21 protein-coding genes are annotated in these 22762 nt (G+C 66.5%); 4 read left to right on the top strand and 17 right to left on the bottom strand.

All coding sequences use genetic code 11. From position 1 onward, the window contains the following. Positions 1 to 19: 19 nt before the first annotated feature. Positions 20 to 802 carry a sulfite exporter TauE/SafE family protein gene (locus AKI39_RS07210; RefSeq protein ID WP_083228680.1) on the top strand — a complete coding sequence of 261 codons (783 nt, stop codon included), beginning with the start codon at positions 20 to 22 and terminating at the stop codon, positions 800 to 802. Positions 803 to 899: 97 nt separating this feature from the next. Here the strand turns inward: AKI39_RS07210 and AKI39_RS07205 are convergent, their stop codons facing one another. From AKI39_RS07205 to AKI39_RS07170, 8 genes are all read right to left on the bottom strand, one after another. Further along, on the bottom strand, positions 900 to 2636 hold the full coding sequence (locus AKI39_RS07205) for an L-aspartate oxidase (protein WP_066634062.1): 1737 nt from the start codon (positions 2634 to 2636) through the stop codon (positions 900 to 902). After that, positions 2633 to 3247 carry a fumarate hydratase C-terminal domain-containing protein gene (locus AKI39_RS07200; protein ID WP_066634061.1) on the bottom strand — a complete coding sequence of 205 codons (615 nt, stop codon included), beginning with the start codon at positions 3245 to 3247 and terminating at the stop codon, positions 2633 to 2635. The genes AKI39_RS07205 and AKI39_RS07200 overlap by 4 nt, the downstream gene beginning before the upstream one ends. Positions 3248 to 3249: 2 nt before the next feature. Then, positions 3250 to 4125 carry a fumarate hydratase gene (locus AKI39_RS07195; protein ID WP_066634060.1) on the bottom strand — a complete coding sequence of 292 codons (876 nt, stop codon included), beginning with the start codon at positions 4123 to 4125 and terminating at the stop codon, positions 3250 to 3252. Positions 4126 to 4191: 66 nt separating this feature from the next. Beyond that, a complete protein-coding gene (locus AKI39_RS07190) occupies positions 4192 to 5202 on the bottom strand; it encodes a Bug family tripartite tricarboxylate transporter substrate binding protein (protein ID WP_066634059.1) in 1011 nt (336 codons plus the stop codon). A gap of 108 nt (positions 5203 to 5310) precedes the next feature. Continuing rightward, positions 5311 to 5664 (bottom strand): succinate dehydrogenase, cytochrome b556 subunit, encoded by a 354-nt coding sequence (sdhC, locus tag AKI39_RS07185; RefSeq protein WP_066642391.1) that lies wholly within the window; start codon positions 5662 to 5664, stop codon positions 5311 to 5313. Between the two features lie 2 nt (positions 5665 to 5666). Further along, complete coding sequence (locus tag AKI39_RS07180) at positions 5667 to 6014, bottom strand: succinate dehydrogenase (protein ID WP_066634058.1); 348 nt, start codon at positions 6012 to 6014, stop codon at positions 5667 to 5669. Continuing rightward, on the bottom strand, positions 6014 to 6727 hold the full coding sequence (locus AKI39_RS07175) for a succinate dehydrogenase/fumarate reductase iron-sulfur subunit (RefSeq protein ID WP_066634057.1): 714 nt from the start codon (positions 6725 to 6727) through the stop codon (positions 6014 to 6016). Before AKI39_RS07175 ends, AKI39_RS07180 begins: the two co-directional genes overlap by 1 nt. 112 nt (positions 6728 to 6839) lie before the next feature. Then, positions 6840 to 9206, bottom strand: a complete 2367-nt coding sequence (locus AKI39_RS07170; protein ID WP_083228679.1) for a PAS domain S-box protein — start codon at positions 9204 to 9206, stop codon at positions 6840 to 6842. Positions 9207 to 9403: 197 nt separating this feature from the next. Here AKI39_RS07170 and AKI39_RS07165 point away from each other — a divergent pair, with 197 nt between their 5' ends. The 3 genes from AKI39_RS07165 to AKI39_RS07155 all read left to right on the top strand — a co-directional run bounded on the left by AKI39_RS07165 (position 9404) and on the right by AKI39_RS07155 (position 12159). After that, positions 9404 to 9661: a hypothetical protein gene (locus tag AKI39_RS07165; RefSeq protein WP_066634053.1), complete on the top strand. Its 258-nt coding sequence runs from the start codon at positions 9404 to 9406 to the stop codon at positions 9659 to 9661. A gap of 247 nt (positions 9662 to 9908) precedes the next feature. After that, positions 9909 to 11528 (top strand): cytochrome c oxidase subunit I, encoded by a 1620-nt coding sequence (ctaD, locus tag AKI39_RS07160; protein WP_066634052.1) that lies wholly within the window; start codon positions 9909 to 9911, stop codon positions 11526 to 11528. Between the two features lie 61 nt (positions 11529 to 11589). Then, on the top strand, positions 11590 to 12159 hold the full coding sequence (locus tag AKI39_RS07155; protein WP_158515159.1) for a DUF2244 domain-containing protein: 570 nt from the start codon (positions 11590 to 11592) through the stop codon (positions 12157 to 12159). Here the strand turns inward: AKI39_RS07155 and AKI39_RS07150 are convergent. The 9 genes from AKI39_RS07150 to AKI39_RS07110 form a co-directional block, all read right to left on the bottom strand. Beyond that, positions 12156 to 12764, bottom strand: coding sequence for an ANTAR domain-containing response regulator (locus tag AKI39_RS07150; RefSeq protein WP_201258555.1), 609 nt, complete (start codon positions 12762 to 12764; stop codon positions 12156 to 12158). The two genes, AKI39_RS07155 and AKI39_RS07150, sit on opposite strands and share 4 nt — an antisense overlap. Positions 12765 to 12768: 4 nt before the next feature. Then, positions 12769 to 13911 (bottom strand): transporter substrate-binding domain-containing protein, encoded by a 1143-nt coding sequence (locus AKI39_RS07145; RefSeq protein ID WP_066634047.1) that lies wholly within the window; start codon positions 13909 to 13911, stop codon positions 12769 to 12771. A gap of 63 nt (positions 13912 to 13974) precedes the next feature. After that, complete coding sequence (locus AKI39_RS07140; protein ID WP_066634046.1) at positions 13975 to 14676, bottom strand: ABC transporter ATP-binding protein; 702 nt, start codon at positions 14674 to 14676, stop codon at positions 13975 to 13977. Beyond that, entirely contained in the window at positions 14673 to 16553 is a 1881-nt protein-coding gene (locus tag AKI39_RS07135; RefSeq protein WP_083228678.1) for a branched-chain amino acid ABC transporter ATP-binding protein/permease, read from the bottom strand. Before AKI39_RS07135 ends, AKI39_RS07140 begins: the two co-directional genes overlap by 4 nt. Continuing rightward, entirely contained in the window at positions 16546 to 17379 is an 834-nt protein-coding gene (locus tag AKI39_RS07130) for a branched-chain amino acid ABC transporter permease (RefSeq protein ID WP_066634045.1), read from the bottom strand. Before AKI39_RS07130 ends, AKI39_RS07135 begins: the two co-directional genes overlap by 8 nt. A 63-nt stretch (positions 17380 to 17442) precedes the next feature. Further along, positions 17443 to 18603, bottom strand: coding sequence for a substrate-binding protein (locus AKI39_RS07125; protein ID WP_066634043.1), 1161 nt, complete (start codon positions 18601 to 18603; stop codon positions 17443 to 17445). 92 nt (positions 18604 to 18695) lie between these two features. Continuing rightward, entirely contained in the window at positions 18696 to 19586 is an 891-nt protein-coding gene (locus tag AKI39_RS07120; RefSeq protein WP_066634041.1) for a nitrilase family protein, read from the bottom strand. Positions 19587 to 19779: 193 nt separating this feature from the next. Then, complete coding sequence (locus AKI39_RS07115) at positions 19780 to 22143, bottom strand: TonB-dependent receptor (RefSeq protein WP_083228677.1); 2364 nt, start codon at positions 22141 to 22143, stop codon at positions 19780 to 19782. A gap of 79 nt (positions 22144 to 22222) precedes the next feature. Next, positions 22223 to 22702, bottom strand: a complete 480-nt coding sequence (locus AKI39_RS07110; RefSeq protein ID WP_083228676.1) for a DUF2946 domain-containing protein — start codon at positions 22700 to 22702, stop codon at positions 22223 to 22225. Between the last annotated feature and the right edge of the window lie 60 nt (positions 22703 to 22762).

The raw sequence follows: 22762 nt of genomic DNA, 5'->3' as shown, positions 1-22762 counted from the left end.
GCCGCCAGGGGTCCGCGATATGTGGGATTTTCTGGCATCACACCTTGGGGCGGCAGCCACCGGCATCGACGTCGACGCGCTGCTGGTCGCCGGGCTCGCCCTCACGGGCGGCTATACCATATTCGGCATGACGGGCTTCGGATCGGCGATCGTCGCCATGCCGCTGCTGACGCAGGTCATGCCCCTGCATCGCGCCGTACCGGTCATGCTGATCTGCGACATGATTTCCGGGATGCTGCTCGGCGCCACCAGCCGCAGCAATGTGCAGATGACGGAGCTGCGGCGCATCGTGCCCTGGATGCTGCTGGGCATGCTGACGGGCCTGGGCCTGCTGATGTACGTACCCGAGCGGCCGCTGCTGATACTGCTGGCCGTGGGGGTACTGATGTATTCGCTGTGGCGGCTGCGCGGCGGCGATACCTTTCGCCAGCTGGGTCCGCGCTGGGCCATCCCGCTGGGGCTGAGCGGCGGCGGCTTCACCGCCATGTTCGGGACGGGCGGGCCGCTTTACACCATCTATCTGGCCGGACGGCTGGAAGACCGCAACGCGCTGCGCGCGACCGTCAGCACGCTCATCATGCTGACCGGCCTGACCCGCCTGGTGATGTTCGCCGTCACGGGGCTGCTGCTGCAACCCGCCGTGCTGGCCTTGATGGTGTGGCTGGTGCCTTGCTGCCTGGTGGGCATCCGTGCCGGCTCCTGGCTGCGGCACCGCGTGCCGGCCGCGTATATCTCGCGCCTGCTGTGGACCATCCTGATCGTGGGCAGCGTGAGCCTGCTCGTCAAATCGATACGGGGATGAGCGGACTCGCCAGATGGGATGCGGCCCGCCCGGGCGGGCCCGCTCGGTTCCGGAGGCGCGCGCAGGCCGCGGCGATCCGGAACCGGCGTGGCGGCCCTCAGGCGGCGTCCTGCAGCAGGCTTTGCCCCGGCGCGACCCGGGTGAAGTGCACGGGCTCACGCGCGATACGGATGGCGCCATCGTCCCAGCGCACCACCGTGTAGGCCGAACTGCCTAGATCGCCTGCCTGCGGGAAGTCCTCCCGGAAGTGCGCCCCGCGCGAATCCTCGCGCGCCAGCGCGGCCTCGGTGATGACCTGGCTGACGGCGATCAGGCTGCGCAGGTTCAGCCAATCGTGCCAGGTGAGGTTGAAGGCACGGTCGGCGCTCGCCAGGCCCGCCCGCGACAAGCGGTCGCGCAGGCCGGCCAGCGTATCGCGCGCCCGCAGCAGGCCCGCCTGGTCGCGCATGATGCCGACATCCGCCCACATGCAGTCATACAAGGCTTCGCGGATCGGGTGCAGTCCTTCGGACGGCCGCGCGAAAGGCGCCATGGCGTCGTCGATGGCCGCCGAGATCGCCTGTTCGTCCGGCGTCTGCCAGCTGCCCTCGCGGCGCACCCACTCGGCCATGCTGTCGCCGGCGATACCGCCGAATACCGTGGAGTTCGCCACGCCGTTGCCGCCCAGCCGGTTCGCGCCATGCACGCCGCCGGTGTCCTCGCCCGCGGCGAACAGGCCGCGCAACGCCGTCCGGCAATCCGGCTGGAATACGACGCCCCCCATCATGTAATGCGCGGTGGGAACGACCTCCACCAGGCCGCCGGCCAGGTCGAAACCGCAATCCGCGCAGCGTTCCACCATGCCCTTGAACTGCCGGCGCACCGCGTCCACGCCGAGATGATGCATCTGGATATAGACGCCGCCATTCGGCGAGGTCCTGCCCTCGCGCATCTCCGCATAAATCCCGCGCGACACGATATCCCGCGTGGCCCGCTCGCCGCGCGCATCGTAGCGCTGCATGAAGCGCTCCTTATCGCCGTTCAGCAGGTAGCCGCCGGCCCCCCGCAGCCCTTCTTCCAGCACGGTGCCGGTCATCCGGGTGTCCGTGCCCGCGAGCAGGCCCGTCGGGTGGAACTGCACCATCTCCATATCGCGCAAGGGCAGCCCCGCGGCCAGGGCCATCGCCAGCCCGTCGCAACTCTTGTCGCCGGACGGCGTGTGGTACTTGTACATCGTCGGCCCGCCGCCCGTGGCCAGCAGCACCGCGCGCGCCTGCACGAAGACGAATTCGCCGGTGCGCACATCGATCATCAGCACGCCGGCCAGCGCCTGACCGTCCGCGGTGCGGATCAAGGCCAGCGCGCGATGTTCCTCCAGCCGGCCGATCCCGCGCCGCCAGACCTGTTCGGACAAGCGGTTGATGATTTCGATGCCGGTCAGATCGCCCTTGTGCACCGTACGGTCGAAGGTCTGGCCGGCGAAGGCCTTCTGGTGCACCGTGCCGTCCGGGTTGCGATCGAAGAAGCAGCCCAGCTCGTTTTCCAGTTCATGGATACGCTCGATGGCGGTGCTGACCAGCGTCCACGCCAGGTCCTGGTTGGCCAGCCACTTGCTGCCTTCGATGGTGTCCATGAAATGGCGCTCCACCGAATCGCCCGGGGCCAGGGCCACGTTGTAGCCGCCCTGGACCATGCGCGTGCAGCCGCACTTGCCCAGCAGGCCCTTGACCGCCACCGTGATGGACAAGTCCGGATCGCGGCGGTGCGCATGCAGCGCGGCGAACAGTCCCGCGCCGCCCGAGCCCAGGATCAGGATGTCGGTTTTCAGGCGCTTGATCGGCTGGGAGGGGCTCATGGCGCCGTCACTCCCAGGCTGGCCAGGACCGCCGCGCGGCGGTCGGCGGTATCCTGCCGGACCGCGTCGTACAGGCTGCCGCCGTGGCTGTCCATCGCGACCAGCAAGGGACCGAAATCCCGGATGCGGAAGCGCCACAGCGATTCCGGGTTGAGGTCGTCCAGGTCGACGTCCTCGATCTGCTCGATCCACGTGGTTTCCAGCGCCGCCGTGCCGCCGATGATGGCCAGGTAGGCGCCCCCCAGATCGCGAAAGGCCTCCTGCGATCCCTGGCGCAGCCCGCCCTTGCCGATGATCAGCCGTACGCCGTACTGGTCCATCAGCGGCCGCGTGAAGCGCTCCATGCGGTCCGACGTGGTGGTGCCGATGCACACGGACTCGTAGCCGGCGGGATGCGCGTCGCTGACGGGCACCTTGCGCACGTTGGGCGCGGTATGGATGACCGCGTGTCCGTTCAAGTCCATCCGCGTCTTGCGGCCCTTGTCGAACATATGGATTTGCGTGGCATCACGGATGCCGTACAGCGTGCGCTGCAGGGTGACGGTATCGTTCACGCGCAGCTGCCGCGCCTGCGCCTCGGTGATGGGCATGGTCAGTTCGTGATGCGCCATGGTCAGAATCCGTAGTCGATGCCTTGCGGCGTGAACACGGCACGGGCGCGCCGCGCCGAATGGCATTGCATGTTCACCGCGACGGGGTTCATGGTGATATGCGTATGCGCCAGTTCGATGTGCACGGCAAAGGCGGTGGCATCGCCGCCCAGGCCCTGCGGCCCGACGCCCAGCTGGTTCACGGCGGCCGACAGCACGCGCTCCAGTTCGGCGCCGTCCGGGTCGTCGCAGTGCGTGCCCAGCGGGCGCGTGGCCGCGCGCTTGGCCAAGGCCACGCACAGGTCGGAAGTGCCGCCCACGCCGACGCCAACGATGGTGGGCGGACAGGTCTTGCCGCCCGCGGCGATGACGCAGTCCACGACGAAGGTCTTGATGGCATCGATGCCTTCCGCCGGCACGGCCATCTTCAGGAAGGAGTTGTTTTCGGATCCGCTGCCCTTGGGGATCATCTCGATGGACAGGCGCTCTGGCGCTTCGTCGAAGTCGATGTGGATGACGGGAACATCGAAGCCGCAAGACGTATGGTTGTTCCGGCGCGTCAGCGGATGCACCACCGACGAGCGCAGCGGATGTTCGCGCGTGGCGCGTTCGCAGCCCATGCGGATGGCCTGCTTCAGCGCATGGCCGTCCACCTGGACGTTGCGGCCGATCGATACGTTGTAGATCGGTATGCCGGTATCCTGGCACAGCAGGTTTTCGTTGTCCTCCGCGACGCGGATATTCGTGCGCATGGTTTGCAGCACCCCGCGCGCGACTTCCGAGCTTTCCGCGTCCGCCAGCCTATCGATACCCGCCTTGATGTCGGGCGGCAGGATCTTGAGCGCGCGGATATAAAGGTCTTTGGCGGCTTCTTCCACCGCCGCGAGGTCTGGGTTCATGCGAGGTCTCCATCGCGGCGCGCCGATGCGGCGGCAAACGGCCGCCGCGCCACGCGATCGCAGCGTTCAATCGATGGAAAGATTCCGGCGTTCGACGATCGCCTTCCACTTTCCGGATTCATCCTGAATGCTCTTGGCCAGCTGCGCCGGCGTATCGCCCACCGGCGTCATGCCCTGCCCGGCCAGCTTCTCGCGCACGGCCGGCATCTGCAGCACCTTGGCCGTGTCGCGCTGGATCTTGTCGACCACGGCCTTGGGCGTGCCGGCGGCGGTCACCAGCGCGAACCATCCCGTCGTTTCGTAACCCGGCAGGCCGGCTTCCTTGGCGGTGGGCACGTCGGGCATCATGGGCGAGCGCGTCGGGCCGGTGACGGCCAGCGCACGCGCCTTGCCGCTCTTGGCGAACACCGACGCCGCGGCGATATTGCCGACCACCAGTTGCACCTGGCCGGCCATCAAGTCGTTATAGGCCAGGGCTTCTCCCTTGTAAGGGACGTGCGTGATCTGGATGCCCGCGGCGTCGGCCAGGTACTCGCCCGCCATGTGCACCTGGCTGCCGTTGCCGGCCGAACCGAAGTTCAGCTTTTTCGGCTGGGACTTGGCCAGCGCGATGAGCTCCTTCAGGTTATGGGCCGGTACCGAGCTGTTCACCAGCACCAGCATCGGACCGCTGGCCACGGTAGTGATGTAGTCGAAGTCCTTCAGCGTATAGGGCAGGTTGCGGTACAGATAAGGATTGACCGTGAACATGCTGCCCGACGCCATGAGCAGGGTATAGCCGTCGGGCGGCGACTTGGCGGTCAGCGTCGCGCCGATCGCCCCGCCCGCGCCGGGACGGTTGTCGACGACGACCGACTGGTGCCACATCTGGCCCAGCTCCGCCCCGATCACGCGCGCGACGACGTCCGTCGTGCCACCGGCGGTGAAGGGAACGATGATGCGCACCGGCTTGTCCGGCCACGCCGATTCGGCCTGGACCACGCCGGATAGCGTCATCGCCGTCGTCGCGAAGGCCAGGATGCAGGTATGCAGCCAATGCCTGGGACGTCTGGACAGTTCGTACAGATACTCATGCATGATGGTTGTCTCCGTTGAATTTCCGGCTTCGCATCTGCGGCGAAGCTCGTACCGCGATCGAGGCGGCGCATCAGCGTGGCACCTCGCCCTAGCTGCGTCAATGCGCGATTACCGCAACAACGCCAGCAGAAACGCCAGCCCCGTACAGGCGCCGACACCCAGTCCCACGGCCATCCAATCCTTGCGCAAATGGGTCCAGGGCGCGAATTCGATGACAAGCAGGCGCAGGCCCCCCATCAGGTGCAGCGAGAGCAGCACCACCAGTCCCCATTCCGCGAACTTGAACAGCGGCCGATCGGCGAAACGCAGGAACCCATCCAGCGCCTGCTCGCCGGCGATAGCCTGTCCCAAGGCCCAGAAATGCACCGGCAGGAACAGGCCCAGCGCAAGGCCGGACAAGCGGTGCACCAGGAACGCCCAGTACGCCGGGTGGTTGCGGGCACGCGCATCGTTGCGGCGCATCGTCATGCGACCACTCCGTATACGGCGCGCAGTCCCATGACGGCCAGCAAGGCCGCGAACGCCACGGCGGCCGCCAGCGCCGACGGTCCGCGCCAGCGCAGCCATTCCTCGGCGATGCGCAGCAGGCCGATGGGCACGTGCACCGCGCACGCCAGCACGAAGACACCGTAGAAAACCGCGAAGCCCATGCTACCGCGGGTGCGGGCCAGGATCTCCGCCCCGGTCAGGCCCCCGCGCACCGCATAGACGATGATGCCGATGTGGACCGCGACGAACAGCGCCAGCACCATGGCGCTGATGCGCTGCAAATACCACAGCCGCGCCTGTGTCCGCACGCTGATCGCCGCCATCACAGCTCTCCCTTCATCGCGGCCTTGGCGGCCATGCGCTTCAGTCCGGCGATACCGGCGGTGGGCGAGATCGCCTTGGGGCAGCGCTCGGTGCAGCTGCCCTGCGTATGGCAGGAATGGCAGCCGGCGTCTCCCGCCACGGCGCGCAAGCGTTCCGCGCCTTGCGTATCGCGTTCGTCGTTCATCAGCGTCCAGGCGCGGTTCAGCGCCGCCGGACCGAGATAATCGGGACGCCACGTCACCACGTCGCAGGAGGCATAGCAGACGCCGCAGCCTATGCATTCGATGCCGGCGTCCACCGCCTGCCGGCGTGGGGACGCCGGCGGCACGCGCGCGAAATCGTCATGGCGCGACAGCGTGCCGGTGAAGCTGCCCTTGGCCTGGGCCCACTTGTCGAAAAAGCTGCTCATGTCCGTCACCAGGTCCTTGATGACCGGCAGGTTGGACAGCGGCGCGACTTCCAGGCGGCCATCCACGGCCACCTTGGAGACGTGCGTGCGGCAGGTCCAGCGCGCCTTGCCGTTGACCGTCATGGCGCAGGAGCCGCACATGCCGACGCGGCAGGCATAGCGATAACCCAAGTCCGGCTGCAGCTCGCGCTGGATGAAGGTGACCACATCCAGCACCGTCTGGCTGGTGTGGCGCGGGACGCGGTAGGTAACGAAGCCGCCGGCGCCGGCGCTGCGCCATACCTTGACTTCCAACATATCCATGGCGTATCCGATGGCGATGGAGAGGCGCGCCTCTCGTGGAGTCGTATTGTCGAACGGCGCTTATAAAAAGCAAAAGCGAATAATTATGCTATTCGAGTAAAGTAATTCTTTATCAGGCCGCCAGGACGGCCGTGATCCGCCGCGTGATCTCGTCGATGCCGAAAGGCTTGGTGACCAGCTCCATGCCCGGATCGCGCAAGCCTTCGGTCAAGGCCAGGCTTTGCGCGTAGCCCGTGACCAGGATCACCTTCAGCCCCGGGTGGTGGACGCGCGCTTCCTCCACCATGCGACGGCCGTCCATGCCCGGCAAGCCGATGTCGCTGATCACCAGCCGGATGCTGGGCGTGTCCTTGAGGATGCGCAGGCCGGAGAGGCCGTCGGCGGCCTCGACGACACGGCACCGCAAGTCCTGCAGCACTTCCACCAGCAGGTCGCGCACGCGCGGATCGTCCTCCACGACCAGCACCAGCGGCTGCTGGGTCGGCGCCGGGACGGCGGGGAGCTCCTGCGACGTGTCGGCATCCGGTTCTTCCGTCACGGGGCCGGCGTACCGCGGCAGATACATGCGAATGGACGTGCCTTCGCCCGGCCGGCTGTCCAGTTCGGTATAGCCGCCCGACTGCCGGACGAAGCCGTAGACCATGGAAAGCCCCAGGCCGGTGCCCTCCCCCTGCGGCTTGGTGCTGAAGAAGGGTTCGAAGGCCTTGGCCGCAACATCGGGCGGCATGCCCACGCCCGTGTCGGCCACGCACAGGCATACGTATTCGCCCGCGGTCAGGATGACGGCGCGCGCCACGGCGATGTTGTCCAGGTCCACATTGCGCGCTGTGATGGTAAGCGTGCCGCCGTCGGGCATGGCATCGCGGGCATTGATCACCAGGTTCAGGATGGCGTTTTCCAGCTGGTGCGGATCGCACAACACGTTCCAAAGGCCGTCCTGCAGGTCCACTTCCAGGGCGATTCTTTCGCCCAGGGTGCGCTCGAACAGCTCGGTCAGCGAACGGATGAGCTGGGTCGGCTGCGTGGGCTTGGGCGCCAGCGGCTGGCGGCGCGAGAATGCCAGCAGGCGATGCGTCAGGGCGGCGGCGCGCTTGGCCGATTCCATCGCCATATCGGTATAGCGCGTGACGTCCACCAGCATGCCGCGCTCGGCGCGCTTTTGCATGAGCTGCAGCGCGCCGATGATGCCGGTCAGCAGGTTGTTGAAGTCGTGCGCGATGCCGCCCGTCAGTTGGCCCACGGCCTCCATCTTCTGCGATTGACGCAGCGCCTCCTGGGCCAATTCCAGTTCCGCCGTGGCTTCATTTTCGGCGGTAACGTCCTGGGCCACGGCGTGCACCAGGCCATCGCCCGGGACGGCCGTCCACGATAGCGTGCGAAAGCTGCCGTCACGATGCCGGCATTCGCACACGAAGCGCGACGTCGCGTGGCCGCGCTGCAACCGCTTGAGCTGGCTCTGCGCAAGCGAGGCGTAATCCCCATGCATCAGGCCCAGGATGTTGTTGCCGAGCAATTCCTCGTGCTTCCAGCCCAGCCGGTCGGTCCAGGCGGGATTGGCGTCCAGCACATAGCCATCGAAGTCGGTCACCACCATCAGGTCATTGGCGAGCTGCCAGGTGCGGTCCCGTTCCGCCTTGCCGCGCGCCACTTCGTTCAGCAGCAGTCTCTGGCTGCGCCGCAGATCGTTGCGGGCCGCGACCACCAGGTCGATGTCGAAGGCAATGATGAGCCAGCCGCTGATATAGCCCTCCTCTTCGATGGGCGCCGCGCGTGCCATGAACCATCGCCAGGTACTGTCCGCCGCGCACAGGAAACGGATCTCCATTTCGCAGCCTATGCCCTTCGCCATGGCGTCGCGCCAGGCTTGCTGCACGGGCTTGCGATCGTCCGGATGGATCGATTCCGTCCAGTCGCCACGCTGCTCGCCGGGGTGGTCGCGGCCCGTATAGCGCTGCCAGTAGGGGCTGGTATAGATGACGCGACCGCTGGCGTCGGTAAAGAAGGTCATCTGAGGCGAACCCTCGACGAGTGCCCGGAAACGCGCGTCCACGGCCCTGGCGCGGCTTTCGGCCAGATGCTGCTCCGTGCGGTCCCGCACGATCTTCAGGTAGCCGATGTGCTGGCGCGTGCGCTCGTCCACGAACCGCTGCATGAGCCCGGAAGCCCACAGGCGCGAGCCGTCCTTGCGCAGATGCCAGCGTTCGTCCTCCGCGCGACCCTGCGTTCGCGCCGTCTCTGCTTCCATGAGATGGTCGCCGCGCTCGCGCGACTCGGGCGTGAAGATCATCGCCGCGTCCGCGCCCAGCGCCTCGTCCTCTGTCCAGCCGAATACCTTGCAGGCGCCGGTATTCCAGCTGGTGATGCGCAGGGAGAGATCCAAAGTGAAAATGGCGAAATCGGTGGCGCTTTCCAGCAATGCCCTGGCGACACGATCGGTGGACATGCGCCGCATGTGACGCTCCCTGCTGACTTCGTTCATGAGCCCTCCGCTGCGCTTGCGCGCCTACCAGCAAATTACCTGCCCTGCGGCGGTATGGGAAGCCGCGGGTGGCGACCAGGATGTGCCTGTAGGGATGAAGAGCCCAGCCTAGCACCGCTTCATTCACTGTTGGTTGCACAGTTGTTGGCGAAACCGGGTAACTTAACCGCACACCATGTATCGACGAGGGGGACGAGATGGATGGTTCAAGTGAAATCGTGATCGATGGACACCGCGTCATCTGCAAGATAACCCGGCAAGGAGAGCGCGGCTATGCCGTCGCCATCGCCACCTCGCCGGAGGGGCATCAAGGCACGCCGCAGGCATTGGCGTGGCGCTCCGCCGCGACGCAGAACTTCGATACCCGCGAAGACGCGGAACGCCATGCCCGGTACGTGCTGCTGGGCGTGTGCAGCGTCAAACAGAACGGCGAACCGGTCTTGTCCGTGACATGATGCGGACCTGACACGGGGCATCCCCTGCACTTGAGCACCGACGACGCCGGCATCGCAAGCTGCCGGCGTCGTCTTTTCCAGCACGCGCGGCCTTTGCACCGCGCGTGCATGCGGCGCTAAGAATCTCTTGGTTCGCTTGCGGCGGAATACGCAGATCATAGGCAAGCCGGTCCGCACGGGACACCAACGATATCCGCGCGGATGGGCAGCCGAGCAGGGCTTGGGGGTCTCGTCCCAGGAGAGCGGAATGAGCAGCTACACCAGCGAACAAGGGGTGGTGCACGCCCCCGGCCACGCGGATCACGGCCTCGACGACCACACGCACGGCATGCCCCACGGGTGGCGGCGCTGGCTGCTGGCGACGAACCACAAGGACATCGGCACGATGTACCTGATCTTCGCGTTCGTCATGCTGCTGGAAGGCGGCACGCTGGCGCTCCTGCTGCGCACGGAACTCTTCGAACCCGGCATCCAGTTCTTCCAGCCCGAACTCTTCAACCAGTTCACTACCATGCACGGCCTGATCATGGTGTTCGGCGCCATCATGCCTGCCTTCGTGGGCTTCGCCAATTGGATGATCCCGCTGCAGGTTGGCGCCGCGGACATGGCGTTCGCGCGGATGAACAACCTGAGCTTCTGGATCCTGCCCATGGCCGCGTTGCTGCTGACCACCTCCTTCTTCGTGCCCGGGGGCGCCACCGCCGCCGGGTGGACCCTGTATGCGCCGCTGTCGGTGCAGATGGGCCCGGGGATGGACATGGCAATCTTCGCGCTGCATATCATGGGCGCCTCGTCCATCATGGGTTCGATCAATATCATCGTGACCATCCTGAACATGCGCGCGCCGGGCATGACCCTGATGAAGATGCCGCTGTTCTGCTGGACCTGGCTGATTACCGCCTTCCTGCTGCTGGGCGTGATGCCGGTGCTGGCGGCGACCATCACCATGGTGCTGACGGACCGCCACTTCGGCACCGATTTCTTCAACGCGGCCGCCGGCGGCGATCCCGTACTGTTCCAGCACCTGTTCTGGTTCTTCGGGCACCCCGAGGTCTACATCATGATCCTGCCGGCCTTCGGGATCATCTCATCCGTCATCCCGACGTTTTCGCGCAAGCAGCTGTTCGGCTACGCCTCCATGGTGTATGCGGTGGCGGCCATCGCGGTGCTGTCCTTCATTGTCTGGGCGCACCATATGTTCGCCACCGGCATGCCCGTGACGGGGCAGCTGTACTTCATGTACGCGACCATGCTGATTTCCATACCGACCGGCGTGAAGGTCTTCAACTGGACGGCAACGATGTGGCGCGGGTCCTTGAGTTTCGAGACGCCCATGCTGTGGGCCATCGGCTTCATATTCGTGTTCACCATGGGGGGCTTCACCGGCCTGATCCTGTCGGTGGCACCCATCGACATCCAGGTGCACGACACCTATTACGTGGTGGCGCACTTCCATTACGTGCTGGTGGCGGGTTCGCTGTTCGGGCTGTTCGCGGGCGCCTATTACTGGCTACCGAAGTGGACCGGCTATATGTACAACGAACGGCTGGGCAAGCTGCACTTCTGGTCCTCGATGCTTTCCTTCAACCTGGCCTTCTTTCCCATGCACTTCCTGGGACTGGCGGGCATGCCGCGCCGCTATGTGGACTACGCCGCGCAGTTCACGACCTGGCACCAGGTCGCCACCATCGGTGCGTACTGGTTCGGCCTCTCGCAGTTGATCTTCCTGGTGGTGGCGGTGCGCTGCTTCGCCGGCAAGGGGGAAAGGGCCAGCGCCAGCCCCTGGGAAGGCGCGACGGGGCTGGAGTGGACCGTACCTTCGCCCGCACCCTTCCATACGTTCGCGACACCGCCGGAAGTAAAGTAGCAGGCGGCGCAGCGCCTGCCCCACCGCGATGGCGCGCCAACGCGCCAGGACGACGACCAGCATGAGACACGCGAGCCTGAATACCGACGATCTGGTGTCGGCGGCCCCGCCGACCGCCGGTGTGTGGGCGCCCGCCTGGCGTCCGCCGCCTGGCCGCCATGTCTGGCGGCTCAAGCGCAACTGCGCGCTGCGGCCCACCCAATATGCGGCGGCCATGGGCCTGCTGATGGGCATTTCGGCGGTGGTGGCGATCGCCTGCTGGATAGGCGGCATCTGGCTGGTTCCCATCTTCTGTTGCATCGAACTCAGTGCCGTCGCCGTCGCGGCCTTGGCCTACGCGCGGCACGCGATAGACGGCGAAACCATCACGCTGACGGAAACGCGTGACGTCCGCGTGGAAATCGACCGGGGCCTGCGGCACGAAACCTATCTGCTGCAGGCACAGGGACTGCGCCTGGTCAAGGAGGATGCCGATACGCTCTGGCTGCGCCAGGGCGCGATCCGCATCCAGGTCGGAGGCCACGCGGCCCCGGCCATGCGCGACGCCTTCGAGGCGGAGCTGCGCGACATGCTGGCCGGCCGCCCCGGACGAGAGCCTTGGGCGGATACCGCCCGGGCTGGCAGGACCTAGGACCGTCCCAGGCCCAACTTTTCCATGACTTCCTGCGCGTCGATCACCATCGACGCCACTTCGGCCACCGTCACGCGCAGGCTGGTGGCCCGCGCACGCATATGTTCGTAGGCCTTGACCTCGTCCATGCCCTGGTGGTCCACCAGCACCTTGATCGCCTTGTCGATTTGGCGGCGCGACTTGATGGTCGCCTCCAGCTTCTGGATCTTGGCCTGCTGGCGCTGCTGGAAGCCTTGCGCCGAGCGCGCAAGCACCAGGGTGCTGAGCACGCCGGAGGACCGGAAAGGCTTGGTCAATACGCCATGGGCATTGCTGTCCAGCAGCAGCTTCAAGGTGGTGGGGCTTTCGTAATCGGACAGCGCGATCAAGGTCGCATCGGTCGCGCTGGCGCACCACATGCCGCCGCTGGGTATGTCCTGCGACAAATGGAAGAACACGACGTCCGCGCCGCGCGGCGGCTCGGGGCAATACGGCCAGAAGACCTGCAGGCGGCAGCCGATGCGCTTGAGCTGCTCGATCAACAGGTCGCGGTCCTCGCCGGGCGGATGCACGACGGCGACGCTGATGCTGCGCAGATCTTCGTAGAGGCGGCGTATGCTGCTCATTGCGTCACTTCAGCCAGAACTCTGCCAACCCGAAGGTGGACAGGTAGGGATCTGGCCGGACAGGCCCCGATCCCTGCCAGACGACATCGAACTGCCCGTCCTCGCGGCAGACGCCGATGCGCGGCGTCAACAGGCAATGGTTGTTCTCCGAATCGATGGCCAGCGGCCCTTCCGGCGAATCGTAACGTACCGAATGCGCCATGCGCACCAGCTTGCTGGGATCCAGGCTACCCGTGCGCTCCAGCGCGCGGGCAAACAGATGGACCTGGTTGTACGCGGACTCTGACCACGTACTCGTAGGCCGGTCGCCATACCGCCGGCGCCAAAGCGCGGTAAAGCGGCGGTTGCTTTCGTTATCCAGCGAGTTGAAATACGTCGCGGCAGTGATATGGCCCGCGCACAGCGGCGGGCCGACCAGGCGAATTTCCTCTTCCGCCATGGAGAGACTGGCGATGGGAACGCGGCGGGGGTCCAGGCCGCTCTCGGCGTACTGGCGATACAGCATGCGCGCCGAATCGCCCACGACGGTAGAGAACACCACCTCCGGCTGGGCTGCCCGGATATCGCGGATGACCTCCGCCACCTCGGCCGGGCCCGCCGTCAGCGGCAAGTAGACTTCGTCCAGCACCTCGCCGCCGTGCTGTTCGACCATGTCGCGCATAACGCGATTGGATTCGCGCGGGTAAATATAGTCGGACCCCACCAGGAAGAACCGCGAGCCGTTGTGCTGCAGCAGGTAGGCCGCCAGCTGCATGGCGTTCTGGTTCAGGACGGCACCGGTGTAGATGACGTTGGGCGAGTATTCGAAGCCTTCATAGAAGGAGCAATACCACAGCAGGCCGTTGTTGCGCTCCACCACCGGCAGGACCGCCTTGCGGCTGGACGACGTGGAACAGCCGAAGATCACGTTGACGTCGTCGTCGGCCATCAGCTGCGTCGCCAGGCGGCGGTATTGCGCCGGGTTGCTGCCCGGGTCGTAGCAGACCGGTGCCAGCTGGCGGTCCAGCACGCCGCCCGCGGCGTTGATCTCCTCCACCGCGAGCACGGTGCCCAGGAAGTGTTCCGAGCCGGTCACGCGCGTCACGCCCGTGCGCGAAAATAGTATCCCGATGCGCCAGTCCGCCGACGATCCCCTGGTTCCCGTCATAGCTCCATCCCGCCCGCCGCGTATCCACTGCCCGCCACCAGGGTGTTGCCCATGGTGGCCGCCCTAGACGCGCAGGTGGGCAAATATCGTTTCCGCCGCCGTTTCATTTCTGGCGTCGCCCTGTTCGACGATTTCACCCTGCTTCAAGACCAGGAAACGGTCGGCCACGCGCAGGGCGAAGGCGACATTCTGTTCGATCAGCAGCATCGTCGTGCCATTTTCCCGGCGCTCCCACAGCAGGGCCTGCGCCAGGCGATCGATCACCGAGGGCTGCAGGCCCTCCGTGATTTCGTCCAGAAGGATAACGGACGGGCGCAGCATCAGCGCCCGCGCCACCAGCAGCATTTTCTGCTCGCCCCCCGACAGCGTGCCCGCCGGCTGCCGCAGCCTGTCCTTGAATACCGGGAAAAGCGATTCGACGGCGGCAAAGCGCGCGGCGAAGTCCGCCTCGCGCGCAAGGCCCAGCCGCAGGTTGTCGCGCACGCTCAGTTCGGTGAAGATGGCCTGCTCCTGCGCGGCATAGGCCACGCCCTTGCGCGCCACGCGGTGCGGCCCCAGCCGCGTGATGTCCTCGTTGCCCAGCACCACCGTGCCGGCTTGCTTGGGCAGATAGCCCATCACCGTCTTCAGCAAGGTGCTCTTGCCCATGCCGTTCTTGCCCAGCAAGGCCACGGCCTGGCCGGCCGCGACTTCCATCGACACCCCGCGCAGCACCACCGAGGCGCCATAGCCGCTGGTCACCCCCTCGAGTTTCAATGCGGTCATCGACGCACCCTCCCGTCGCCGCGCGACTGCATCGCCACGGGAAGGGGCGCCTTCTCCGGGCGGCCGGGCGATCCCGCGGCCTCCGCCTGCCCCGTTCCCGCGTAGATGGTCTTGACCAGTTCGGATCCGACCACGTCGGCGAAGCTGCCGTCCATGACGATGGCGCCCTGGTGCAGGACGACGATGCGTGTGGCGACCTGTTCGACGAAGTCCAGATCGTGCTCCACCAGCAGGCAGCACAAACCATGGCGATGTGCCAGGGAAGCCAGGATTTCGCCGATGCGGGCACGCTCATGCTTGCTCAGTCCCGCGGTGGGCTCGTCCAGCAGGACGATACGCGGCGCCAGCGCCAGCACCATGGCCAGCTCCAGCGCCTGCTGCTCGCCGTGCGACAGGTCACGCGCCACCGCGGCCAGTTTGCGATCCAGTTCCGTGGCGCGCAGCACCTCCAGGGCATAGGAAGGCAAGCGCAGCGTGTCCGAGCGGCGCCACAGCGAAGGGCGATCGTGCAGCGACCCGGCAATGCGCAAGCTGTCGGCCACCGTCAGGCTGTCGAAGATATTGGCGTTCTGGAACTTGCGTCCCAGGCCATCGCGCACGCAGTCCTGCGGCGGCTGCCGGCCGATATCATGGCCGCACAGGGCGATGGCCCCGCCGTTGCGCTCGGCACCGTCGCTCAGCGCGCGCATCAGTGTGGTCTTGCCCGCGCCGTTGGGGCCGATCAGGCCGAGCAGCTCGCCGGCGCGCGCGGTCAACGTGATGCCGCGCAGGACCTGCAGCGAACCGAAACGCCGGCTGACGTCCTGCATGCGCAGCACCGGCGCATCGACGCGGTCCGGCGGGGCAAGGTCGCGCGCCGCCAGCGACGGGATGCGCGGCGCCAGTCGTCCCAGGCCGAAGGGACGCAGGAGCAGCGGCACCAGTCCTCGCGGCAGCAGCAGGATGACAGCGACGAACGCAACGCCCAGTATCAACTGCCAGGCGAAGGGCATGCTGCCGCTCAGGTAGGCGCTGGCCACGTTGATCAGCACCGCGCCGATCAGCGGCCCCCACAGGGTGCCGCGCCCACCAAGCGCGACCCAGATGATCAGCTCCGTGCCCAGCACGAAGCCGGTCAGCTCGGGCGCCACCACGCCGCTGAAGGCGCCGTAGCCGAAGCCCGCCAGCCCCGCCACGGCGGCCATCGCCACCAGCAGCAGGATGCGCACGCGCGACACGCGCAGGCCCAGGTACTCGCAGCGCGTTTCGTTGTCGCGGATCGCGGTCAGTACGCGGCCGCCGTCGCTGCGCACCAGCACCCAGCCCGCCGCGCCGGCGACGGCCAGCGCGGCGGCGGCCACCCAGTACCAGCCGGCCAACGACAGCTCGACGCTGTCGTAGCCGGTCAGTCCGGAGCTGGATCCCGTCCACTCGCCGCCGGACAGCACCAGCTGGGTCAGCACGATGGGGAGTACCAGCGATATCACCGTGGAAAAGAAAGGCGACGCGCCGCGATAGAAGGACAACCAGCCGACGATGGCCGCCAGCAGCGCCGTTCCCGCCACCGCGGCCAGCAGCGCCAGCGCCGCCACACCGGGCGAAAACCCGTAGTGGGTGAAGGCCAGCCCCGCCGCGTAGGCGCCCATGCCGAAAAATGCCGATTGGCCGAAGGTCAGGTAGCCGGTATAGCCCCATAGCAGGTCGACGGTCAGCGCCGCGATGGCGAAGAAGTACGCCTTGATCAGGACGTTCAGCAGATACGTATCGAACAGGAAAGGCCCGGCGGCCACCAGCACCAGGCCCGCCACCGCCAGGCCGGCCAGCCTGCCGCCGGAAGCCGCGCTCCGTGCCGGGCGGCCGGCTGCCGCCTCATTGCGATCAGTCGCGGCATCACTCATGCGCGAACCCCTTGGGCCGCACGCGCAAGGTGAGCGCCGCGAGCACGGCGATCGTCAGGCCGCCCAGAACCGGGTTCACATAGATGCTGACCAGCACCTGGCAGGCGCCGAAGACCAGGCAGGTCAGCATCAGGCTGGAAATCGAATGGCCCGCCACCATGACCAGCATGAACGCGCTGATCAGCCAGCCCACGCCCATGTTGGGATCGACGCTGGACAGCGGCGTCACCAGCGCGCCCCCCAGCGTGCCCAGCCCCGCGCCCAGGCTGAAGGTCACGAAGCGGATACGCGCTGCGTTGATGCCCAGGCCACTGGCCAAGGGCTCGTTCATGATGACCGCGCGCGTCCGCACGCCGAAGCGCGTGCCGTTGAGCAGCGCGGCCAGCAGCGCCCACAGGACCAGCGCCACGGGGATCAGCACGATGCGGTACGCCGAATAGCCGGTGCCCGCCACGGTCCAGATGCCGGACAGCGGGGCGTCGGCAAACTGCACCTCCCGCCCGAAGGCCAGTACGATCAGCTGCCCGATGATGATGCCCAGGCCCCACGTCGCCAGGATGGCGTCCAGCGGGCGCCGGTACAGCGGGCGCACGACCAGGCGCTCGACCGCCATCCCGGCCACGATGCCGCACAGCACAGCCAGGGGCCACGCCAGCCACGGGTCCAGGCCCAGGCGCGTCACGACATAGCTGACGTAGCCACCCAGCGTGATCAAGGCCCCATGCGCGAAGTTGACGATCTTCATCACGCCGAAGATCACCATCAGGCCCACGGTGACGACGAACAGCATCGCCGTCGTCGTCAGTACATCCAGCAGCAGATCCATATCAGCCTCCGCGCGCGGGCCCGGCGTCCCGCGCGGCGTACGTGCGTTGCCACATGCCCCCTCTTACTTGATGTTCGGGCATTGCGGGCCGGGATCCACGGCGTTGAAGGTTTGCAGGATCTTCACCGAGCCGTCGGGTTGGATCTGTCCCAGGTGCATGTTCAAGGCCGCGTGGCGGCTCTTGCTCATACTGACCGGCCCGCGCGGCCCGTCGTAAGACACTTGCGCGAGCGCGGGTATGACCTTGTCAGGATCCGTCGTGCCCGCCTTCTCCACCGCGGCCTTGTACAGGAAGAACGCTTCGTACTGCGGCTCGGACAGCTCGTTGGGTGTCTTCAGGTCGGCGCCGAACTTCTTGCGCATGGCCTCCAGGAAACGCTTGTTCTGGGCGTTGTCGATGCTGGTCAGGTAGGAGGCGGACAGATACATGCCGGAGGCCACGTCGCCCATCGTTCTGGCCGTGCCCTCGTCGATCGCCAGGTTGCCGTACGGGATAGCGATGCCGGCCGCCTTCAGCTGCTTGGCCAGCGACACATTCGGCGCGCCGCCGGCCGTGGAGCTGATCAGCGCATCCGGCTTGGCGGCCCGGATCTTGGCGATGACCGCCGTCCAGTCGCTGCCGTCCATGGGCAGGTACTCCTCGCCCACCACCTTGCCGCCCTTCTGCTCGATGTACTTGCGGGTAAAACCCAGCATGCCCCGGCCGAAGGAATAATCGCTGCCGACCAGGAAGAAGGTCTTGGCTTTCTCATGTCCGGTGAAGTAGTCCACGACCGGTGCCACCTGCTGTTCAGGCACCCAGCCGTTCACGTACAGCCACTTGCTGCACGAGCGGCCTTCGTAGAACGAGGAGTAGATATACGGGGTTTTTCCGCGGGCCACTACGGGCAGACCGGCGCTGCGCGCCGCGCTGGTCTCCATGCCGATCACGGCATCGACCTTTTTCTGGAAGACCAGGGTGTCGAAGGCTTTCTGCGCCCCGACCGCGCCGGAGCCGTCATCGGCGATCTCCAGCTGCACCTGGCGGCCCAGGATGCCGCCGGCCGCGTTGATTTCGTCCACCGCCAGTTGCGACGATTGCACCGCCGCCGGCGCGACCACGCTATTGGCACCGGACAGGCCGACGGCGACCCCGATCCGGATGGGTTCTGCCGCATGCGCCGCGGCAAGCAGGCCCGTGGACGCCAGGACGGCGGAGGCAAGGAAAGTCGTTGTGGTTTTCATCTTCGATCCTGTATGAGAGTAAGGTCGGACGGCCACGCGGCGCCAAGGCGCGCGGTACCTCGCGAAACGGGACGACATGCGCGCGGACCGCGCTAAGCTCCCCGGAGCGGCCCTGGCCCCGGTACGACTCGGTAAAGATCGTCGCGCCGGTCGCGCAGCACGACGTTATAGGGATTCAGTTGGCGGGCGGCGCGTGAACGCTTCAGGTTGATCGCGGCGTAAAGGATTTCCTCCCGGTCGGGGCTCGCCGGCCCCGACAGCGGCCAGCCCTGGACGCCAACCACCAGGCTTTGGCCCAGGAACAGCTGCCCGCGCTCCACGCCCACGCGGTCGGCGCACACGATGTTCAGGCCGTTGCTGTGCGCGGCCGCCATCGCCAGGGTATTGGCCATGGTCGGATGGCGCGGGTCTTGTCCGGGCATGGGCACCCAGTTGGTCGGCATGCAGACGATATCGACGCCCTGCATGGCCAGTAGCCGATAGACCTCCGGAAACCAGCCGTCGTAGCAGATCGCCACGCCCAGGCGCCCGTGCTCCGTATCGAACACCGGCAGCCCCAGGTCGCCCGGTTCGAAGAAAAGATTTTCCTCGCCCCACAGATGGAGCTTGCGATAGGTACCCAGGTGGCCGCGTGGGCCGATGATGGCAGCGGCGTTGTAGAGCCGGTCGCCCGTGCGTTCGGTAATGCCCGCAACGATATGGATGTTCAGCCGGGCCGCCGCCGCGATCCAGGCCTGGGCCGTGGGACCGTCCGGCACGCTTTCCGCCAGGCCAAAGGCTTCGGGACGGCTGTCGAAGACATAGCCGGTATTGCACAGCTCGGGCAGCACCACGATGGCGGCACCGTGGGTCGCGGCCTCTTCAATCAATGCCAGCGAACGCGCAACGTTGGCGTCCTTCTGGCCCACGCGGCACTCCATCTGCACAGCCGCGACGATGGTGTCCGGGAATACCCGTTCGCCCGAGGAATCGGAAGACGTCATGGCAACTCCAAAAACAAAAAGCCCTCGACCACGCAGGAAGCGCGATGCGAGGGCTTTCATAGCCGATGTTTGCGCAGCAATCCTGCTGCGGTCGGCACGCGACTATCTTGTCACGAGCCTGTGGCAAATTATCCGGACTGCCGCATCGCGATGTCAATGCAATGCGGATTGGTGGATACCCTAGGACCCGCCGCTACAGGTGCAATCGGGTTTCGACGTACAGCGTGCGCCCCGGATAGGGGTGGTAGACGAAATACCTTTCGTCGAAAAGATTGTCCACGCCCACGCTCACTTCGCTATGGCGATCCAGCTTGTAGGTGAACTTCGCGTCCACGACGGTATACGTGCTGGTGCCGCCGAAGACGTCGGGATTGCTGTCCTCATTGGTCAGCGTGTTGTACTGGCGTCCGGAATAGCGCACCGCGCCGGTCAGCGAGGCCTTGTCGCCGAAGCGGTAGATGCCGACCAGGTTGGCGCGCCACAACGGGATCCGATAGAAGTACTTGCCCACGGAAGCGGGATTCTGGGAATTGGCCAGGATCTTCGACTGCGTATAGGCGAGGTTGGCGATGACATCCAGGCCCTGGATACCGACGTCCTGCCCCTGGTAGCTGGTCTCCACGCCGCGCGAGCGCACCTTGTCGATATTCTGGAAGCTGGTGACGTTGGGGATGGTGGTGGTGTCGGTCTGGCTGAAGATGGTGTTCTTCACATCGTCCTGGAACAGCGACACGCGATACACGCCGCTTTCGTGGGTCCATTCCGCCGTCAGCTCCTTGGACAGGTCGTTTTCGGGCTGCAGGTTCGGGTTGTTGTTGACCAGCGTCGAACCGTTGAGCTTGCCCTGGAACAATTCCCCCACCGTCGGAAAGCGGTAGGCACGGCCGACGGAGGCCCGCAGCGTCAGGTCGTCCGTGGCGTCGAAGGACAACGACGCCTTGGGTGAGGCATGCTGCTGATCGGCGTTGGCATACGGGACCCGCACGTCGCCCACGGCCTGCGAGCCCCCATAGGCACGCCAGTCTTCGTAACGCACGCCATAGACGAGCTTCCAGCGCGGCAGGAAACGCCACGCGTCCTGGGCATACCACGCCTGGGTCTGCGTGCGTCCCTTGAAGGCATTGGCGAACGAACCGGCGTCGCCGTCCGACCAATCGCTCGTATTGAAGGTCTTGCTATCGGAAAAATAACTGTCCAGGTGATAGCCGAACGTCAGGTCGTGGGCCAACAGGCCGACCGCGGACGGCGCCTGCGTGTACGTGGACTTCAGGTCCAGCGTTTTCCACCCCGTGCCATCGCCGTAGGCGACCGTGCCCGGGCCGTCGCCGGGGCCACCCTGGCGGGCGGTGCGGGCGACGTTGCGCGCCACGTCGTAGTACGACGCGATGGCCTCGCCGTTCCACCCCGTTGGGTTACGCGTCTTCAGCGACAGGCCGTAAAGCCAGTTCTCGCTCTCGCCGCGGCTGGGCGCCATCGCGGAAGCCGGAATGTTGTACTCGTAGCCCCCGATGTCAACGCGGCCTTGGTAGATCTTGTTGCCGTCGGCATCGCGCAGGAAGGTCGACGTATCGCTGCGGTAGCGGTCGCGCCAGTAGCCCAGCATCATCCCGCCCTGCAGCGTGGGCGTGAAGTCATATCGCAGCTTGAGCTTGAACTGGTCCTCGATGGTGTGCTCGATGCCCTCGCCGTTCACGCCCAGCACGGCGGTGGGCGCGCCGGTCTGGTTGTTGTAGAACCGCGCGCCGGTCACCGGCGTGTCGCCGGGGCGGGCCGGCGTGGTGGAACGCGGCAGCGTGGCGAACTGCAGCGGCTGGCTGGTGTTCTCCAAATGGCTGAGATCCATGCGATAGGACAGCTTGCCGATGCGATCGCCGATGGACGCGGACGCCTGGCCGCCCGCGAAGTCGCGGTCCACGCCGAAGAGGCTGAAGTGCTGCGTGTAGCCCCTGGCGTCCGCATGGGCTTCGAAGCGGTCGGGCATGCGGGTGGTGATGAGCACCGTGGCGCCCAGGGAATTGCCTGGATACAGCGCCGAATACGGGCCGTAGATGACGTCGACGCGGTCGATTTCGTCGGGCGCCACCATGGACCAGCGCGGCGGGAAGGTAAAACTGTTGCCCAGCAGATTGCTCAGCAGCAAGCCGTCGGCATAGACCAGGCCGCGCGCGCTCTGGCTGTTGCTGGTGCCACGCACGGCGATGATGGAATTCTGGTCCCCGATGAAGCGCTTGCGCACGGCCAGGTTCGGCATGTACTTGAGCGCGTCCTCGCTGTTGACGACATTCCACTTGTCGAATTGCGCGCGAGTGACGGATTCGACGGACGCGGGCAGGTTGGGATCGGTGGGCGGCGGGGCTTCGGCGTCGGTCGTGACGCTGACCATGGGCAGCACGGCGGGCGCCGTATCGGCCGCTGCCGTGGGGACGGGGGGCACGGGCGGTGCCGTACCGGCGGCCCGGACGCAGGGGGCCAGGAGCAGCGGCAATAGCGCGCCGCTGGTCAAGCTCGCGGCCAGGCGGGCGCGCAATCGCGCACGCGACGGTAAAGGACGGGACATGGTGTTTCCTGATGGCGAAATGGGTAGCCCGAACGCCGCCGGCACGATAAGGCGGCGGCGTTGGAATCGCGGAGCGGGATCAGGAAACGGCAGGCGGGCCGCGCGGGCGGCCCGATGGGAATGCGCCCAGCGCGACGAATCGCCTCAGGGCGGGCAGGACGAATACGCCGAACAACAGCAGCAAGGGCGCGAGCGGCGCGGGCGGCGCCATGGACAGCGCCGGCGCATGGTTCAACAGATCACAATAGCCGCAGTCGTCCATGGGCCGCGAACCATGGCCTGCATGCGCGGGCTGGTCGGGGTCGGGCGCGATGTCGTGCGACATGCCAGCCATGCCACTCATCGCCATGACGGTCATCGCGACGGCGCTGGTGGCCGGTATCGACACGCTGGACAGGACGACCCTGTGCACGCCCTGCTGGCCGTCGATGGTGCACACCGGCACGGTAAGGGTTCGTGCCGTGCGGACGAGGTGGCTGACCGTCGGCGCGAGCGCCACCAGGCACATGGCGATCAGGCCAAGCCAGGCGGTCAATTGTCGGCGAACAGGGTGGATCATGACGGCGGAATGATACTCGTCCGCAAGTGTACGCGCGAACGCACGCCGTGCGACCTGGAC

This window comes from Bordetella sp. H567 (genome assembly GCF_001704295.1).
Lineage (GTDB): Bacteria > Pseudomonadota > Gammaproteobacteria > Burkholderiales > Burkholderiaceae_B > Bordetella_C.
The sequence above is the reverse complement of the archived record's forward strand: the minus strand, read 5'-3'. Positions and strand labels throughout refer to the sequence as shown.